The organism is bacterium (assembly GCA_039961635.1).
Taxonomy (GTDB): domain Bacteria; phylum 4484-113; class 4484-113; order JAGGVC01; family JAGGVC01; genus JABRWB01.
In genome coordinates, this window is sequence record JABRWB010000041.1 from 34,090 (window position 1) to 46,824 (window position 12,735).

Genomic DNA, 12,735 nt, shown 5'->3' on the forward strand with positions numbered 1-12,735 from the left:
CATTCCTCCAAAGCTCTCGTGGGATGAAGCGGCCGCATCGAATACGAAGTTTACGACGCGGCAGCTTGCCTTTTGGCTCCCAAATTCACCTTACAGGCAAGCAAACCCGTTATGAGCTTCGGATAAAAATCCGTGCTCTTTTGGGGCATCACTTCCCCGTTGCCAGCGACTTCTCGAATCTGACTCAGCTTTGTCGGATTCATCAAAACCGCCAGCTGGTGCGTACCGGAATTGACCTTTGCAAGCGCCGAAATTGCCGATCTATCGTAGCTGATATTGGTTTTCGCAGCTTGGGCTTCCTTCGATATGCCAAGCAAATGTTCCAATACCACTTCGTGGAGCACGGCAACGTCCAGCGACCGCCATGCCTCGCTCCTTTCGGGCGCGAGGCGGCGCATAATATCATGGTCCGAAAGCTCGCACAGATAAAAGCGCCCGCCCATATAAAATCCAAATGCATTGCGGCCCAGCTTATCGGAGCGGGATTTCATCTCGGCCGCCAATTCATCCAGGCTGCGCATTTCGGCTATCGCGAAGTATTGCCGAATCTGGCTTATGAAATCACCTGGGTTGAAATGCGCCAAGTTAAATAGCACTCTGTGGGTCGGCAAAACCACAAGTCCGGGATCGCTCATTCCAACCAGCGTCATCATTGCGAACCGCGGATTATGCCCGTCAGGGCCTCCTATGTATTCGGCCATTCTTGCGTTGCGGTAATTCAAAGCCGTTTCGTACCTGTGGTGGCCATCGGCTATAAAAAGCTGTTTTCCCAAGAGCAGGTTTTGGATCGTACTAATAGTATCCGGGTGCGTAATCGCCCAAACCCGATGAACCACCTGGCCGTCTTCCTCGATTGTTGCTTCCATTTCCGGTTCACTTATGCAGGCTTCAGCCAACAAGGAAGCGACCTCGTTGTCGGGATCCGGGTAAAGCTGAAAAATTTGCCCGAGATGAGCGTCTAGCGCCATCAACAACTTGAATCTATCTTGTTTGGGCGCGTCGAGCGTTCTTTCATGCGGCTTTACGCCTCCGGTTCCGTAATCCTGAAGCTCCACCATGCAGCACAAGCCGCGCCTCGTGAATTCAGTTCCGCCAACTTGAAATATTTGGTGGTAGACGTAAAGCGCAGGTCGATCGTCTTCGCGCAAAACGCCTGATTCAAGCCATCTCTTCCAAGTTTCCGCGGCACGCGAATAGACATCGTTTCCTTCCGAGTCGCCAGTTTGTGGTATTCCCTTGCTTATCCGGCAAATGTTAAATTCACTTTTGGCGTAGTAAGCATCCTGCATCGCTGGAGTTATTTTGTCGTAGGGCAGTGCGACTACATCGGAGAGATTACCAACCAATTCGGTGGAAAATCTGGTTGCTCGAAAAGGTTCTATTTTTGCCATTGGCATACCTCAGGAACGGGGCGCGCCCCCGGAATATCAATGTTTAAGGTGCTTGCGCGGATTTTGCGTAAGCGAGCGGCGTTAAACCGAGGCTGACTTTTCGGAAGCAAAGTACTCTCGGAGTATAGACGCAACTTCGTTTCCGACCCGGCCTTGCCCTTCGGCGGTTTGGGCTCCGATGTGGGGAGTCAAAACAACATTGTCCAATCCGTCGAAGGGAAACTCCGTTGGCGGTTCGCTGCCGAAAACATCCAGCGCAGCTCCTGCAATCTTGCCTTGGCGCAGCGCTTCCGCTAGCGCCTTTTCATCAACGATTCCGCCTCTCGCGCAGTTGATAAGAAACGCTGTTGGCTTGACTAGGGCAAGTTTATCGGCATTAATCAAATTGTGGGTTTCCTCGGTGTGTGGTGTGTGAATTGAAATATAGTCAGACCGGGACAACAAATCGTCAAGGGCGGCCGCTTCGATTGGCACGTCGGAAATGCCTGTTACGTCCACGTAGGGATCGAAGCCTATCACCTTCATCCCCAGGCCTATTGCTCGCCGTGCCGTTTCAATTCCAATCCTGCCTACGCCGATCAATCCTAGAGTTTTTTGCCAGAGCTCAACACCGGCAAATGCCTTTTTTTCCCATTGATGCGCCTTCATAGAATTAACGGCGGGAACTATTTTTCGCGCCAGGGCGAACATGCAGGCGATCGCAAGCTCGGCGACCGATACGCTGGATGCGGCCGGCGTATTTTTCACTTCGATGCCCTTCGCTTCAGCAGCGTTGCAGTCAATATTGTCTACCCCGACGCCACCGCGCACGATTAGCTTTAGCGAGTCGGAAGCATCAATGACGGCAGCAGTCACCTTTGTGCGCGACCGGACGACAATAGCGTCCATTCCTTTCACCGCAGTAAGCAACTGCTCGGGAGTGATTTCCGGATTGTAAACAACCTCAAGGTATGGGCACGCTTTGATCTCCTCAAGCGGTCCTTTGGACATCGAATCGCATATTAAAACTTTCGCCATCTGCTTGCCTCCTTTGTATGTTCGCGCGATGCGCGGCGAATGGGAAACGAACTAGCTATCCGGCTGCGGCCTTGGCCGCGCTTCCGATTAGATCCTCAAGAAGTATTTCTTCGGCTACTTTGACTCCCTTTCCCAATTCGATATCGACGCCGAATTTCTTCATGGCCATTTCGAATGCCGCGACGGCCATAATCGTATCGAAATGGTCTTGATATCCGAGGTGGCCGATTCGAAGGATTTTGTCCTTGTATTCATCCTGGCCTGCGGCGAAGTAAACTCCCCAGTTGCCGCGGACATACTTAGCAACCTTTGAAGCGGGGACGGATTCAGGGAGCAATATAGGAGTCAAAACGTCGCCTGGGCTCTTGGCGTTCAGGATCTCGAACCCCAAGGATTTGGCAGCGCTTCGCACGGCTTCGCCTTGGATGTGGCAGCGGTGTATCACGTTCTCCAGACCTTCCTCCAATATCATGTCCAGAGCGACTGCAAGTTGCTGGTAAAGGCTGACATTGCTTGTCCACGGATGGGTGTGATCGGCATCGTTTTTAATGGCCGCTTGCAGGTTGAAGTAAAAGGCACGACGTTTTGTGTTGTTGACCTTTTCGGTAGCCTTGGGATTGAGGGAAATGAAAGCGAGCCCGGGTGGAAGCATGAAACCCTTCTGGCTGCCCGAAAGCAAAACGTCCAACCCCCAAGCGTCCATCGGGCATTCCATCGCGGTCAGGCCGGAAATTCCGTCCACGACAATCATCATTCCGGCGTTATGGGCAACTTCCGCCATTTCTCTGATTGGATTCCTTATTCCGCTGGCCGTTTCGTTCAATTGGGTAAAAATCGCAACTGCGTCCGGGCACTCCGAGATGGCTTTTTCGAGCTTGTCAATCGAACTGCAATCGTCCCAGCCATACTTGACTTCGTGAACAACGCAATCGTATGCCTTGCCGATCTTCCCCCAGCGCTCCCCAAACTTGCCTCCGTTGAAGGTGATCATCTTTTCGCCAGGACCGATTAGGTTGGAAACAGCAGCCTCCATCGCGCCGGTTCCGGTGGACATAAGAACAAGCACGGGGTTTTCTGTAACAAAAATCTTCTTCAATGCCGCTGCGACTTTGTCGTAAATAACCTTGAATTCATCCGTGCGATGGTGAATCATATCCTTCGCACCGGCGAGAGCGACATCTCCCGGCACCATTGTTGGGCCGGGCGTAAACAGGTGCACTTTCTTCATTTCAGGCCTCCGTGAGACGGTCAAGGCGATCGGCGGAAATGATTCCGCGTCAGGCCTCTCATCTGGCGATTGTACTAAAGGAGCTTGTGAAATGGAGATTTTGTGAAGCTAGTGCATAAGTTCTCATGAATGCGAATGTGAACCCTACGCCAAGAGCCATAAACCGCAAAGGTAGATCAAATCGGCCGCCGGCTGTAATTCGAACCACCAAATCACAATATACCGCAATTTTCCCAAAGTACGGTTCGGAGGTTTTCGGCGGCTGCTCTGGCGGCATCGGCAAATCCCTTTTCGCCAAATCGCTCGTATTCTCTGGACTTATATGCGTATATCACGCCCCTGCTGGCGTTGAAAATTGCTCCGGTTCCGTCCGCTCTTGTAAAGCACCTGGCGTCTTCCGGCTTTCCACCTTGCGCGCCAATACCGGGCACCAGAAACCAGGCGTTCGGCAGAATTTCCCTAATCCGGCGGCCTTCTTCCGGGTAAGTGGCGCCAGTGACCGCTCCAATCGAAGAAAAACCTGACTCCCCGGTTTTGTCCGAGCCCCATTTTGCAATCAACTGCGCGGTTTTCTCCCATATTCGCTCGTTTCCGGATTTCAAATCCTGAAATTCTACGGCACTTTTATTGCTCGTTCTGCAAAGAACGAACGCACCCTTACCGTTTTCAAAATAAGGGGCGAACGAAGCGACTGTGTCCCATCCCAAATAAGGCGCCAGGGTAACCGCATCGCATTCGAGGGTGTTTGGCACTCCAGCAGGCGTTACCGATGCAAGCCAAGCGCGGGCATAGGCGTCGCTTGTAGTTCCTATGTCCCCCCGCTTGACGTCCATAATCACGATCAGTTCCCTGTTGCGCGCTCGCGCAAGTATGTCACCCAAAATTCTGTATCCGGCCGGGCCAAGCTGTTCAAAAAAAGCAATCTGCGGTTTCACGGCGCATGCAAAGTCGGCCGTAGAGTCGATAATTTCGATGCAGAACTTTCTTACGCCCGTGTAAACGGCGCGGGCAAGACTTTTGTCTTCCCTTCCCGGTCCCAGGGAATCGGGGCTGAATCCACTACGAATTTCGGACAGCAATGGAGAAGGCAAGTCTTCAGGGCGCGGATCCAGCCCGATTACAAGAACGGATTTTTTTTGCATAACCGACCGGAGCAACCTGTCGCCGAAATTTGTTTTTGCCGCACGTTCCGAAATGTTTTGGTTCATCCCGATGTTACCGCCTACTAAGGAGATGGAAATTCGATTATACGAGGCTTTCCCGGCATTACAAGGACTTGGCCTAATTAGATGCAATTCGCAATCTTTCTTCCAATTCGAATAAGTTGATGCAGTTGTAAAATTTATGCTTGCTGACGCATAAATTCACGGGTATTATTAATCGGCTTGCTTGCTTATGGGCAGGCGCTATTTCAGGAGCCATCCATGATTAATTCCCGTTCGAGCGGATTTACGCTTATCGAGCTGATGATTGTAGTGGCGATAATCGCGATTATCGCGGCAACCGCGGTGCCGATAATGCTTGCATCTAGACAACAAGCGCAAATCAAGTCGGTTATCAGTACGCTACGCAACATTTCGTCGGCGGAGGAAGCCTTTTATCCCAAAAACTGGATTTACGGGGATTTCATAACGCTTCAAACGAATGGTTTTCTAGATGCACGCTTCTCCGCTAATTCCGTAGAAATGTTCGGATACACGATTGAGATTTCCCTCACAAACGGAGGTCAGGGTTTCACCGTGGTGGCAACACCCTCCTTCGACGGTCCAACATTCACGTTGACGGAAGACTACGCCATAACCGAATCGTAAGAAAATTCCGGTCGCCGTCATTTCCAAATCGGATCGCCGTATCGGGGCACAGCGATCGCGCAAAACCTGTTGCGCCTTACTCCTTCGATAGCCAGCCTTAAAAACGCCTGCACTTTGGCGTCACTGTGAACGTGGGCAAAGTGGGTGCCGGGAACCAGTATTCTTTGTTGAAAGCCTGCTTGTGCATCGTCATCGAGTGCAATCAGCTCGGCGTAAGCCATCGCGGAATCACACAATTTGTCAAAAGTGGTTTCAGAAGGGCCGTATTTCCAAGGCGTGCGCGGATCGAATAGTGGATCTTCTGAATCCTTAAGGCCAACGGCGAAAAATACTTTGCCTTTTCCTCCTTCGCGAACGGCGGCGATTTTTTTCGGATCCGCTATACAAGAATATCCAAGAACCGCAAGAGAGTCCACCTGGACAATCGGTACGCCGATTGATGATGCAAGCCCGTTCGCAAATGAAATACCGGTTCTCAGCCGAATAAACTTTCCCGGCCCTACGCCTACGGCTATATGGGTAAGCATATCCGGGCGCAGTCCGAAATCCGACAGTAAACCGGCGACGGATTGCTTTAAAGCCTCGTTTTTTGACTTGTCAAATTCAATTTTGACCTCTGCCTCTTCCCCGTCCAAATGAACGGCCAAAATACACGTCGGGCCGCTCGTATCAATTGCTAACAGCTTAACCAAGAATCAATTCTCCAAGTTCAGCGCTTATTTCACTGGACGTAGCATTTTGAACTATCTCAAATTCAACGGTACGTTTGTCGCTATTGGCATACTCGAATCGAACTATTAAACCTCCGTATTCCGCGTGGTTTTCCAGCCGGTCCGCCCATTCGCAGATCACCAGCCAGGAGTCGTCAAAATATTCCAGAAGACCAAGCTCCCTCATTTTCTCGATTCCGGACATTCTGAAAAGATCCAAATGAACGGCGCGGATTCTGCCGTCGATGTATTCTTTAGCAACCAAATATGAAGGAGACGTTGCTTGTTCGGACGCCCCGATTCCTTTCAGCAGGCCCTTTGCAAACACCGTTTTTCCGGCACCCAGCGGCCCGATTAGCCAGAAATTGAGCGGCCGCGCAATTCTGGAAGCTATATCGAATCCAAGCTGGAACATGCATTCGCGCGAATCAAAAATGCGCACGGATGAAGTATACCAAGCATTACCGAATTACTCGGTTTCTCAAATCGCCCAGAACCGCCTTGGTTAGGTCACGTCCTGAAGGAATTAATACATAATCGCTTGATGTACGTGCTGCCCATCGGGAAAGCTCGGATTGAAGTTCCGCCAGCCTTTCGACATACATCTTGAATACTGAACTTCCCATGCTAACTTCCACTCGTTCGCCAGATTCGGAATCCAGCAGCTCCAAATCGCCGGACAATTCCGGCTTTATTTCTTCTGGAAGAAGCACTTGGATAAGCGCCACCTGGTTTCCTCTGCCGACAAGCCCGGAAAGCGCACGAGCGGGAAAAGGAAACAGAAAGTCGGAAATAATCGCGACAACGCCCGGCGCTTGTTTAAGTGCAAGGAACTCGGCTACCGCCTGAACAAGCGACGTTTTCCCGTCAGCCTTTTGCGCCTCGAGTATTTTGAACAGGTGGACGAATTTGCTGCGCCCGCGTGTCGGTCTTTGAATCACACCAAGGTCGGTATCGAAAACGGCTACCGATACCCTTTCCAGGTTTGAAAGCGAGATATATGCCAACGCCGCGGCGAGCCTTCGTGCGTAATCGAACTTGGGCGGCGTGCCGAACGACATCGATTTCGAGGAATCCACGAGAAGGTACAGCGTCAAATCCTCCTCTTCGACGAACAACTTTACGAAATAGCGTTCTATCCGACCATAGAGGTTCCAATCGATTCGCCTGATATCGTCGCCCGGCATGTATTGCCTGAAATCGTGGAATTCAACACTCTGTCCGAGCTTTCGGCTGCGTTTTTCCCCTCGGAGCTTGCCTCGAAACATCTTTTTGGCGATTATCTGCAGTTGCTCAAGCTGGGACATGAATGCGGCATCAAAAAGAGCTGAAGCCGAATCAGTAGGTTGAGTATTCGAAGTTTCCACGAATCGATTTTACCAGCCCCAGGTATCCCTAATCCCGGGAGTCGCCAGAATATCTTTCCGGCCACAACTTCTTAAGCTTTTCGGCCAGCTTCGCCTCATAACCGCGGGAAGACGGCCTATATAACACACTTCCATCTATTTCATCCGGCAAGTACTTCTGCGGGCTGAAGGCTCCCGGGTGATCGTGCTGGTAGTCGTAATCCTTTCCGTATCCCAGCTCTTTCATCAGTCTTGTCGGCGCATTGCGGATGTGCAAAGGAACCGGCAGGCTGCCGGTGTCCTCGATTAGCCGGCGGGCCGTACCAACCGCGAGGTACGCCTTGTTTGACTTCGGGGCGCATGCCAAGTATATGGCCAGCTCTGCAAGGTGAACGTCGCACTCCGGCAGCCCCACGAACTCGACGGCGTCTTTCACCGCGACGGCAAGCACGAGTGCATTTGGATCGGCCAATCCGATATCCTCCGCCGCCATCCGAATCATCCTTCGTACAAGGTATTTCGGGTCTTCGCCTCCCGCAAGCATACGCATCAGCCAGTAAAGCGCACCGTCAGGATCGCTTCCCCGAACCGCCTTGTGCAGAGCACTTATCTGGTCAAAATGCTCCTCGCCCTCCTTGTCGTAGCGCACGGCCTTTTCCTGCAGCGCTTCCTTCAGAAGTTCCTCCGTAAGCTCCACGGTGGCCGGTTCGTAATCTTTAGCTTCCGGATGTCTTGCTAAATAAATCTCGACTGCAAGCTCGAGCGTGTTGAGTGCAAATCTTGCATCGCCGTCAGACACCTGCGCAATTCTATGCAGGTCTTGGTCGGACACTACTATTTTGAGCGTTCCAAGGCCGCGCTCGGTTTCCGAAAGAGCGTTTTGCAATATCGAAACTATTGAATCGGCATTCAGAGGCTGCAAAACCAATACTTTGCATCTTGATAGTAGCGGCCCGATAACCTCGAAGCTCGGATTCTCGGTTGTTGCACCGATAAGCGTGATTGTCCCGTTTTCGACATGGGGCAGGAACGCGTCCTGCTGGGCTTTGTTGAACCGATGAATCTCGTCAACGAAAAGGATCGTTGGCTTTCCGAACATGGATCGGTGGGTACCGGCCTTATCAACGACCTCTTTTACATCCTTGATGCCGCTCGTAACCGCGGATAGTTTAATAAACTGCGCTCCTGTCGCTTCCGCGATTATGTTGGCAAGCGACGTTTTTCCACATCCCGGCGGCCCCCAAAGTATCAGCGATGGCATATTGTCGCTGACAATCAGATTCCGCAGCAATTTGCCCTCGCCGACTAAATGCTCCTGTCCTGCGAACTCGTCGAGCGTCCGAGGGCGCATCCTTTCGGCTAATGGCGCGTTTAACCCAGCCACAAGCCAATTATAAGCGCATCTTCGGATGTGGGATCTTATCGGACGCAATTTCGATTTGTGAACTCATACCTTTTAAATTCCGTCTTGAAATGCTGTCCGACTGACGTTACCTTGAGGTACAATCGGGCCGGGATCCGGGCCGGTTGCAATTTCAGCCCGCAAAGGAACCCTTCGGCAAGGGGAAAATGGTATTAAAACAAGATATAAGCCGCGCGCGTGCTTTTGCGTCCGTTGCGCGAATAACCAAGGCGGTCTTGGCAATCGTCACTATTGCCGCGGTTATTGGCGGCGTCAATCTGATTTTCTACAATTCTGAACGCGAAATAAACGCCATTGTCAACAGGCCACGCCAGGCGAAATACAGCATCGCGCTAAACGAGAACCGGGCTACGGGTATAAACGATCGCGGGGAAATCGTCTGGGAAATCGAGAGTGAAAAAGTGACCGTTTCCGCACGCGAAGACCAGTATGAATTTCATAAGGCTACCGCCCGGTTTTTTGACAGCCAGGGTCCGAACCTGTATATCGAAGTCGAGAAAATCGTGTACGACGAGCCTTCCCAGGATCTTCATCTTCTTGGCGGAGTGCACCTTTTAACCAGAGATGAAATGGCCGTCTCAACCGAGGAAGTCCACTGGCGGCACTATTCCAATCAATTCATCTTTCCGAAGCAGGTCGAACTTCGTACAAAGGAAGGAAATTTGGTTTCCGCAGATTACATGCACGGGGATAAAAACCTTCGCCAGCTTTTCTTCGTGGGTCATTGCCAGATTAAAATCATTGAACTCAAAGACACAAAATTCATTAGCGACCGCGAGCTTACGAAAACACAGCTCAAGCTCCAGGACTTCAAAAACATCTTCATTTCGGCAGACAAGGTCTATTACGACAAGGAGCTCGAGGTTACTGTCGCTGTAAGTTCGTTTTCCGACAAACAGTATAATGTGACCGATCCCCGGACAGGAATGCCGGTTGAAATCGACTACGGCGACGAGCCGCCCGGTCAGATTTATTTTCGGAAGGGAGAAATCGAGCTGGTCGCCAATCACGTGGAAGTCCATCAAAAGGACTCCTGGGCGAAATGCTACGGCAACGTGCAAATGAGGATCAATCCAGCGGAGATTAAGCCAAACGACGCTCCCGCCCTGCGTTCGATGAAAAAGCGTACGACCCTGATTACCGCCAACGACATAGAATACTTTTGGGATTCGGACTACGCGCGCACGTACGGCAGAAGCGTTGTCATGCAAGACGATCGCAGGGCCGGCGCCTGGGGAGTCACCTATTACGGCAAGTTCCAGGATGACGAAACCGGCCAATTGCGCAAGGTTGTGTGGCTGGATGACGAGATTTTTATTTTTCAAGGCAGCGGAGAGTGGCTTAAGGAAGACGAGGTTCTAAAAGATTTTAAAAATCCGGATGTCGAGAAGATGTTATTTGAGGCGGTCAAAGTCACCGGCGATAAAGCCGTGTTGTTTCTTGATTCGGCGGATATTTACGGAGCCGGAAACGTCCGCGTGAGGCAAAAAGATAAAATCGCGACTTGCGACGAGATGCTGTTTGACGACAAGAAAAAGAAATTCACATGTCAAGGACACGTCCTGTACGTCAACAAGAAGGATGAAAGTTTTACGGGCGAGCAGATCATCTTTTTCTCGGATTCTGACGACATCGAGGTAAACGGCAAAGCCGACGCTTCGATAAGAATCCCGCCGAAGTACACGAAAAAATTTGACGAAGTTAAGCGCAGTCTGGCGGAACGCGGTGCAAAAAACACATCCGACGAAGAGGCCGTCGCGATTGCCGAAGCGGAGCGGGCCAAGTGGCGCGAGGAGAACAAGCCCTGGGAATTTCTGCCCGGATGGATTGACGACGTGCTGCTGCCGGGATTTGGCAAAGGAAGCCGTCCCTTATTTCCAGAAGCCCCGGCTGAAGCGTTTTCGGCGGACGGATTTGATTGGATGCAGAGATTGTCGGGCGACGAGGTAGGAATTACACCGTGGAAAAAGGACGGCGCGGCGCCGGGCCAACCCGGATTTGGCCGTTCCGGTGATGCCGAGGTTCTTCCCGAAGGCATTCCCTTGGCTCCGCCGCAAGTTTCGGGACTTTCGGGGCGAGATGCGGTCAGCGAAAAGAGGCGCGAACTCGGATTGGAAGATCCAAGAGAGGTTCCGGGGCGATTGCCGCTCTCCCCTCCGACCGGAGGCGAGTTCATTCCCCCTCCAATAAAGGAATCTGGCGAAAAAAGTGCAGACGGACCACTGGAGCTTTTTTTCAAACTCCAGGACGATATGAATTCAAGGCACGACAACTCATCAGGAGACTCAGGTAAATCGGGCGAATCCAACGACATTCCAGCCGACAGCGGTAACAAAAGAGATCCGGGCGATGCGATTGTCATCGAACCGCGCAAGGATGTGGATGACAAATGAAGTCTGTCAGTTTGTCGGCTTCAAAATTGATTGCTTGTTTGGTGTTACTTTTATTCGCATTGCAGTTTGCGCTTGGCACGCGGGCGTTGGCCCAAGAAAGTGGCGCGGATTCCACTGAGTACGGCGAATCAGAACCGGAGCAGGGCAAGTACACGCGGCGCGGATTTGTCCGGATGTTTATCCCCAATGGGCGGATTACCGGCAATACAACCGACAAGCTTTATCATGTGGAAGGCGGCCTTGAAGTTTATTACTTCGATGTCAAGATTACGGCGGACGAGGCGGATATTGACCAAAACACCGAAACTGCCACGCTTTCCGGAAATGTTTTTTTCGAGGATCCGGAATATCGAATCACTTGCAACAAGCTTTTTGTGGATTACAAAAACAACTGGATGAGCGCGGAAGGATTCGTGCAGTTCAACCGGTACAACGAAGGCAAGGCCAAAGTCGTTGAAACTCTGTCCAAGCGCAACCGTTTGATTACAGTGTTGAAAAACAAAACAACCAAAGTTTATTGTGGCAAGCTCAATTACAATTGGGATACTGAAGACTTTTCGGCAGAAGGCGAAGTCAAGGTTGTACAGGAAGGTCTGACAATAGAAGCTTCCGAAATGAGCTACGAAAAGGCAACCGGCAATTACTCGTTGTCTGGAGATGTCGTCTTGGTAATGGACAACTACGACTGGCTTTACCAGGCAAAGGTGGTAGCGCAGGAAGATGCGGACTTGGTCAAATCCCTAACCAAACGCAAGACGACGATCAAGTGCGAAAGCATGCTTGTGAACGACGAAAATGGCAACGTGCGCTGTCTTAAGGGGACCGGAGAGGACCGCGTGACTGTGGATCAGGGCGATAAAAGGCTTGAATGCGACGATTTGGCGGTTGACGATGCAAAGAAAACAATGACAACCAAGGGCAATGTCAAATACTGGCAAAAGGACGGCAACTGGCTCGTCGAAGGCGGCCTTATTAAACGGGAAGAAGCGGAGAAGGAACTTCTTGACGAAATACAGGAACCGATGACAATCCTAGCCGAAACCATGCTTTTTGATTATGACAAGCGTAAGATGGAAGGCCTGGCGGGAGATGGTGAAACAATCAAAATCGAAGGCCGAAAGGGCAGGGGAGCCCAATCGAAGAAAATGACCTTCGACGACAAGGAAAAGCTTCTTGAAATGTCCGGCGGCGTGATTATTAATTCCGGCGAGGAATTTCTTTATTGCGATTCATTGTCGGCTGATACAGACAACAAGGTATATATTTTCAGCGGGGACGTGGACGGATTTTTCATGTATCAGAACCGCGAAAAGAAGGGCGAAGCCGAAGAAATCGCGCCAGCGGATTCGGGCAACGCTAATGGAAGTCAATCCCGCGAGTCGACGCGGTAACGCGCGCCGTCCGGCGCTGGTTTGA

The 12,735-nt window shown here is 51.4% G+C and carries 11 protein-coding genes; 3 read left to right on the forward strand and 8 right to left on the reverse strand.

What is annotated here, in order from left to right; translation table 11 throughout:
* Positions 1-50: 50 nt before the first annotated feature.
* The 4 genes from HRF49_06720 to pyrF all read right to left on the reverse strand — a co-directional run bounded on the left by HRF49_06720 (position 51) and on the right by pyrF (position 4,844).
* Entirely contained in the window at positions 51-1,391 is a 1,341-nt protein-coding gene (locus HRF49_06720; protein ID MEP0814341.1) for a DUF1015 domain-containing protein, read from the reverse strand.
* A gap of 81 nt (positions 1,392-1,472) precedes the next feature.
* The gene (locus HRF49_06725; protein ID MEP0814342.1) at positions 1,473-2,408 is read right to left on the reverse strand and encodes a 3-phosphoglycerate dehydrogenase; all 936 of its coding nucleotides are present in this window, start codon (positions 2,406-2,408) and stop codon (positions 1,473-1,475) included.
* A gap of 55 nt (positions 2,409-2,463) precedes the next feature.
* Positions 2,464-3,636 (reverse strand): alanine--glyoxylate aminotransferase family protein, encoded by a 1,173-nt coding sequence (locus HRF49_06730; protein ID MEP0814343.1) that lies wholly within the window; start codon positions 3,634-3,636, stop codon positions 2,464-2,466.
* A gap of 212 nt (positions 3,637-3,848) precedes the next feature.
* Positions 3,849-4,844: an orotidine-5'-phosphate decarboxylase gene (gene pyrF / locus HRF49_06735; protein ID MEP0814344.1), complete on the reverse strand. Its 996-nt coding sequence runs from the start codon at positions 4,842-4,844 to the stop codon at positions 3,849-3,851.
* 216 nt (positions 4,845-5,060) lie between these two features.
* Here pyrF and HRF49_06740 point away from each other — a divergent pair, with 216 nt between their 5' ends.
* Complete coding sequence (locus HRF49_06740; protein ID MEP0814345.1) at positions 5,061-5,447, forward strand: prepilin-type N-terminal cleavage/methylation domain-containing protein; 387 nt, start codon at positions 5,061-5,063, stop codon at positions 5,445-5,447.
* 17 nt (positions 5,448-5,464) lie between these two features.
* Here HRF49_06740 and tsaB read toward each other — a convergent pair whose 3' ends face one another.
* The 4 genes from tsaB to HRF49_06760 all read right to left on the reverse strand — a co-directional run bounded on the left by tsaB (position 5,465) and on the right by HRF49_06760 (position 8,854).
* Positions 5,465-6,139, reverse strand: coding sequence for a tRNA (adenosine(37)-N6)-threonylcarbamoyltransferase complex dimerization subunit type 1 TsaB (gene tsaB / locus HRF49_06745; GenBank protein MEP0814346.1), 675 nt, complete (start codon positions 6,137-6,139; stop codon positions 5,465-5,467).
* Complete coding sequence (tsaE, locus tag HRF49_06750) at positions 6,132-6,572, reverse strand: tRNA (adenosine(37)-N6)-threonylcarbamoyltransferase complex ATPase subunit type 1 TsaE (GenBank protein MEP0814347.1); 441 nt, start codon at positions 6,570-6,572, stop codon at positions 6,132-6,134. Before tsaE ends, tsaB begins: the two co-directional genes overlap by 8 nt.
* A 46-nt stretch (positions 6,573-6,618) precedes the next feature.
* A complete protein-coding gene (locus HRF49_06755; protein MEP0814348.1) occupies positions 6,619-7,464 on the reverse strand; it encodes a DUF58 domain-containing protein in 846 nt (281 codons plus the stop codon).
* 88 nt (positions 7,465-7,552) lie between these two features.
* Positions 7,553-8,854, reverse strand: a complete 1,302-nt coding sequence (locus HRF49_06760) for a replication-associated recombination protein A (protein MEP0814349.1) — start codon at positions 8,852-8,854, stop codon at positions 7,553-7,555.
* 287 nt (positions 8,855-9,141) lie between these two features.
* Here HRF49_06760 and lptC (HRF49_06765) point away from each other — a divergent pair, with 287 nt between their 5' ends.
* Together lptC (HRF49_06765) and lptC (HRF49_06770) are read left to right on the forward strand one after the other, a co-directional pair.
* Positions 9,142-11,319 (forward strand): LPS export ABC transporter periplasmic protein LptC, encoded by a 2,178-nt coding sequence (gene lptC / locus HRF49_06765; protein MEP0814350.1) that lies wholly within the window; start codon positions 9,142-9,144, stop codon positions 11,317-11,319.
* A gap of 173 nt (positions 11,320-11,492) precedes the next feature.
* Positions 11,493-12,710: an LPS export ABC transporter periplasmic protein LptC gene (gene lptC / locus HRF49_06770; GenBank protein ID MEP0814351.1), complete on the forward strand. Its 1,218-nt coding sequence runs from the start codon at positions 11,493-11,495 to the stop codon at positions 12,708-12,710.
* The last annotated feature ends 25 nt before the right edge of the window (positions 12,711-12,735 follow it).

What these genes read in the sequence shown, in the direction of transcription:
- HRF49_06755 (MEP0814348.1), bottom strand. Translation starts at nt 7,464, where the DNA reads ATGTCCCAGCTTGAGCAACTGCAGATAATCGCCAAAAAGATGTTTCGA.
- HRF49_06720 (MEP0814341.1), bottom strand. Translation starts at nt 1,391, where the DNA reads ATGGCAAAAATAGAACCTTTTCGAGCAACCAGATTTTCCACCGAATTG.
- pyrF (MEP0814344.1), bottom strand. Translation starts at nt 4,844, where the DNA reads ATGAACCAAAACATTTCGGAACGTGCGGCAAAAACAAATTTCGGCGAC.
- HRF49_06740 (MEP0814345.1), top strand. Translation starts at nt 5,061, where the DNA reads ATGATTAATTCCCGTTCGAGCGGATTTACGCTTATCGAGCTGATGATT.
- HRF49_06760 (MEP0814349.1), bottom strand. Translation starts at nt 8,854, where the DNA reads ATGCGCCCTCGGACGCTCGACGAGTTCGCAGGACAGGAGCATTTAGTC.
- tsaE (MEP0814347.1), bottom strand. Translation starts at nt 6,572, where the DNA reads ATGTTCCAGCTTGGATTCGATATAGCTTCCAGAATTGCGCGGCCGCTC.
- lptC (MEP0814351.1), top strand. Translation starts at nt 11,493, where the DNA reads ATGTTTATCCCCAATGGGCGGATTACCGGCAATACAACCGACAAGCTT.
- HRF49_06725 (MEP0814342.1), bottom strand. Translation starts at nt 2,408, where the DNA reads ATGGCGAAAGTTTTAATATGCGATTCGATGTCCAAAGGACCGCTTGAG.
- HRF49_06730 (MEP0814343.1), bottom strand. Translation starts at nt 3,636, where the DNA reads ATGAAGAAAGTGCACCTGTTTACGCCCGGCCCAACAATGGTGCCGGGA.